The following is a 4,290-nucleotide window of genomic DNA, read 5'->3' as shown; positions in this document are numbered from 1 at the left end:
CGCGTCAGTCGGCTTCACGAACATCTGGCGACGCCTCGTCTTCGTCCGAAGCCACTCGCGGCTCCTTGTACGGATCTGCATCTCCGGCCGGCTGTGCATTCTCACGCGCCTTGGCGACCTCGTCGTCGGCGGCCTTGGCACGGGCCAGCAGTTCTTCCATATGACGCGCGGTGTCGGGAACGGTATCGGCGACAAACGTCAGAGTCGGTGTGAAGCGAACGCCGGTTCCGGCACCGACCTTCGAGCGGAGAACACCCTTGGCCTTCTCGAGTCCTGCGGCGGCGGCTTCCACATCGGGTGCGGAATCGACCTTCTCGCCCATGACTGTGTAGTACACCGTCGCGTCGTGCAGATCGTTGGTGACCTTGGTGTCCGTGATGGTCACAAAGGCGAGTCGCGGATCCTTGATCTCGTGATCGATCGCGGTCGCGACGATGGTTCCGATACGCTTTGCCAACTTGCGTGCCCGGGCTGGATCTACCATGACTGTCAGTCTCCTCTACCTGGCCACTCGAATCGAGGTGACTCGATCGATCAAAGTTCTGGTTAACAAGAATTATTACCGACAACAGTCTCGTCCATCGGCTACCCGGCAACCAAATCACCATCGGTAGAGGTCTTCGGCCACAAGCCACCGTGCACATCGAGCGTGAGTACAGACACCGTCACACTTGGTCCCCTGGACGCCGAATCCCTTGCCAACCAACTCGATTCGGTACGCCGTCCGGAAGAGTGGCTTACCGACACACACCAGTGACACTCAGTCTTCCGGGCCGAAGATTCGCCTTCGCACAGCCAGCAACTGAATCTCCGGACGCTCGGCGACCGCTCGCTCACAATGATCGAGAACATCGTGCAGGTGATCGACGGACGAACTGACCACACCGACGCCCACGAGCGCACGACGCAGGCGTCCCTGCTCCCCCGCCTCCGCTGCACTCACGCCGAATCGACGGAGTTCCGTCAGGATCGGCGACAGCATCGAACGCTTTTCCTTGAGTGAGTGGACATCGCCGAAAAGAATGTCGAACTCCAGTGCCCCTACAAACATTTTCCCCCTAGACAGAGCCGAATGGACTCTTCCGGACTTGTATGTTCAAGTCCGGAAGAGTCCATGTCAGCTAGTACTCACGTGCGTCCGCCCCAACGCCCGTGTCGACATAATCAGTCGCGCGGCTTCTCGCGAAGCTCGTAGCACTCGAGAACGTCACCGATCTTGATATCGGAATAGGTGACGGTCAAACCACATTCGTAGCCTTCGCGAACCTCGGTAGCGTCTTCCTTCTCCCGCTTGAGCGAGGAGATGGTGACCGTCTCGGCGATGACCTTGCTGTCGCGGATGAGACGTGCCTTGGCGTTGCGACGGATGCTGCCCGACGTGACCAAGCAACCGGCAATGTTGCCGATCTTGGACGAACGGAACATGGCGCGGATCTCTGCCTTGCCCAGCTCGACCTCTTCGTACACCGGCTTGAGCAGACCCTTGAGTGCCTTTTCGACCTCGTCGATGGCCTGGTAGATCACCGAGTAGTAGCGAATGTCGACGCCCTCGCGGTTCGCCAGCTCCGTTGCCTTGCCTTCGGCGCGGACGTTGAAGCCGATGATGATCGCGTTGGACGCAGCAGCCAGGTTGACGTTGGTCTCCGTGATGCCACCGACACCGCGGTCGATGACGCGCAACTGCACCTCGTCGTCGATCGGAATTCCGAGGAGAGCCTCTTCGAGGGCCTCCACGGTTCCCGAGTTGTCACCCTTGAGGATCAAGTTCAGCTGTGAATGTTCCTTCAGAGCTGCATCGAGATCGTCGAGGCTGATGCGCTTACGACTCTTCGCTGCAAGCGCGTTGCGCTTACGTGCGTTGCGACGGTCCGCGATCTGACGAGCGATACGGTCCTCGTCGACCACGAGCAGGTTGTCGCCTGCACCGGGGACCGACGTGAAGCCGATGACCTGGACCGGACGTGAAGGCAGTGCCTCGTGGACGTCCTGACCGTGCTCGTCCACCATGCGGCGGACGCGGCCGTAAGCATCGCCGGCAACGATCGAGTCGCCGACCCGCAGCGTTCCGCGCTGGATGAGCACGGTAGCGACGGGGCCGCGGCCACGGTCGAGGTGCGCCTCGATGGCTACACCCTGAGCGTCCATGTCCGGGTTGGCGCGCAGATCCAGGGAAGCGTCCGCCGTCAACAGCACTGCTTCGAGCAGTGCGTCGATGTTGAGGCCCTGCTTCGCCGAGATGTCGACGAACATGGTGTCTCCGCCGTATTCCTCGGCCACCAGTCCGTACTCGGTGAGCTGCTGCCGGATCTTGTCCGGGTTCGCGCCTTCCTTGTCGATCTTGTTCACCGCGACCACGATCGGCACGTCGGCCGCCTGGGCGTGGTTGATCGCTTCCACCGTCTGCGGCATGACGCCGTCGTCGGCTGCGACAACAAGGATCGCGAGGTCGGTGGCCTTGGCACCACGAGCACGCATGGCCGTGAAGGCCTCGTGACCCGGGGTGTCGATGAACGTCACGAGACGCTCGTTGCCCTCGAGCTCGGTCAGCACCTGGTAGGCACCGATGTGCTGCGTGATGCCGCCGGCTTCGCCCTCACGGACATTCGCCTTACGGATCACGTCGAGCAGACGGGTCTTACCGTGGTCGACGTGGCCCATGACGGTGACCACAGGCGGACGGGACTCGAGGTCCTCTTCTCCGCCGGCGTCCTCGCCGTAGGTGAGGTCGAAGCTGTCGAGCAGCTCGCGATCCTCGTCCTCCGGGCTGACAACCTGCACGACGTAGTTCATTTCGCCGCCGAGCAGCTCCAGTGTCTCGTCGTTGACCGACTGAGTTGCCGTGACCATCTCACCGAGGTTGAACAACGCCTGCACGAGTGCTGCGGGGTTCGCATCGATCTTGTCCGCGAAGTCCGACAGCGATGCGCCGCGAGCGAGACGGATGGTCTCACCGTTGCCGCGTGGCAGCCTGACGCCGCCGACTGCGGGAGCCTGCATGCTTTCGTACTCGGCGCGCTTCGCCCGCTTCGACTTACGTCCACGGCGAACTGCTCCGCCGGGACGACCGAATGCACCTGCCGCTGCGCCGCGCTGACCGGGACGGCCACCGCCGCCGGGACGACCGCGGAATCCACCGGCCGGAGCTGCTCCACCGGGAGCACCTGCACCAGCACCGGCGCCGGGAGCGCCGCCGCCGCGGTATCCACCGCCGCCGCCGCCCGGACGACCACCGGGAGCGCCACCGGGACGACCCGGACGTCCGCCGCCACCGGGCGCGGGACGAGCGGAACGAGCAGGCATTGCACCCGGGTTCGGGCGAGGAGGCATGGAGCCGGGGCTGGGACGGGGTCCGCCCTGACCTGCAGGCGGACGAGGTCCACCCTGGCCGGGAGCCGGACGGGGACCGCCCTGACCCGGAGCCGGACGAGGTCCACCCTGGCCGGGAGCCGGACGGGGACCGCCCTGACCCGGAGCCGGACGAGAACCGCCCTGGCCTGCACCCGGACGCGGTGCGCCGGGAGCCGGACGAGGTGCCGGACGCTCGGCGGGTGCCGAGGAGTACGGGTTGTTACCGACGCGAGGTGCCTTCGGTCCCGGACGCGGTCCGCCGGGCTTTGCGCCGGTGGACGGTGCCGCCGGAGCCGCGGGGGCTGCCGGTGCCGATGCTGCGGGAGCAGCCGGAGCCGGGCGTGCCGGCTGTGCCGGCTTCGGAGCGTTGAACGTCGGGGTGGGGACCGGCGCCGACGGTGCTGCCGGAGCAGCGGCTGCGGGAGCCGCGGGGGCTGCCGGTGCCGGAGCTGCGGGAGCAGCCGGTGCGGGTGCGGCCGGCTTGGGGCCGGGACGCGGGCCACCGGGCTTTGCAGCTGACGGCGACGGTGCGCCGGGCTTTGCCGCGGGGCGAGCCGCCGGAGCGGCTTCGCCGGTCTCGGACTTGGTTTCTGCTCCGCCTGCCGACGGGAATGACTCCCGCAGACGACGGGCGACGGGCGCCTCCACTGTGGATGACGCAGACTTCACGAACTCGCCTTGCTCCTTGAGCGTTGCGAGTAGTTCCTTGCTGGTGACACCGAGTTCTTTAGCCAACTCGTGCACGCGGGCCTTGCCTGCCACTGCTCTCCTCACTGATGAGGTCGAGCAGGAGGCATCCCACAGATGTGGGTCCCGCACGACCTCGGGTTATCGCCGATGGACGTTCATCGTTGGTGCTTCACGGTGTGCTCATGAGTGCTTGTGCCTGTTCTTCTCGAGAGGTACTGCTTTTGTGTGAACTGCGTCGACCAGCTGGTCGAC

Annotated in this window: 3 protein-coding genes; all 3 read right to left on the bottom strand. The window is 65.2% G+C overall.

What is annotated here, in order from left to right:
• Positions 1-4: 4 nt before the first annotated feature.
• Positions 5-484, bottom strand: a complete 480-nt coding sequence (gene rbfA / locus ABX74_RS28175; protein WP_003942248.1) for a 30S ribosome-binding factor RbfA — start codon at positions 482-484, stop codon at positions 5-7.
• A gap of 276 nt (positions 485-760) precedes the next feature.
• Positions 761-1,051, bottom strand: coding sequence for a DUF503 domain-containing protein (locus tag ABX74_RS28170; protein ID WP_003942205.1), 291 nt, complete (start codon positions 1,049-1,051; stop codon positions 761-763).
• 113 nt (positions 1,052-1,164) lie between these two features.
• On the bottom strand, positions 1,165-4,110 hold the full coding sequence (infB, locus tag ABX74_RS28165) for a translation initiation factor IF-2 (protein ID WP_047890226.1): 2,946 nt from the start codon (positions 4,108-4,110) through the stop codon (positions 1,165-1,167).
• Positions 4,111-4,290: the final 180 nt, after the last annotated feature.

The organism is Rhodococcus sp. ARP2, from assembly GCF_001029585.1.
In the GTDB taxonomy this organism is placed as follows: domain Bacteria; phylum Actinomycetota; class Actinomycetes; order Mycobacteriales; family Mycobacteriaceae; genus Rhodococcus_F; species Rhodococcus_F erythropolis.
This window is presented reverse-complemented; position numbering and strand designations above follow the sequence as displayed.

Bases quoted from the DNA above. Each gene is read 5' to 3' on its own strand.
- rbfA (WP_003942248.1), bottom strand. From the start codon at position 484: ATGGTAGATCCAGCCCGGGCACGCAAGTTGGCAAAGCGTATCGGAACC.
- ABX74_RS28170 (WP_003942205.1), bottom strand. From the start codon at position 1,051: ATGTTTGTAGGGGCACTGGAGTTCGACATTCTTTTCGGCGATGTCCAC.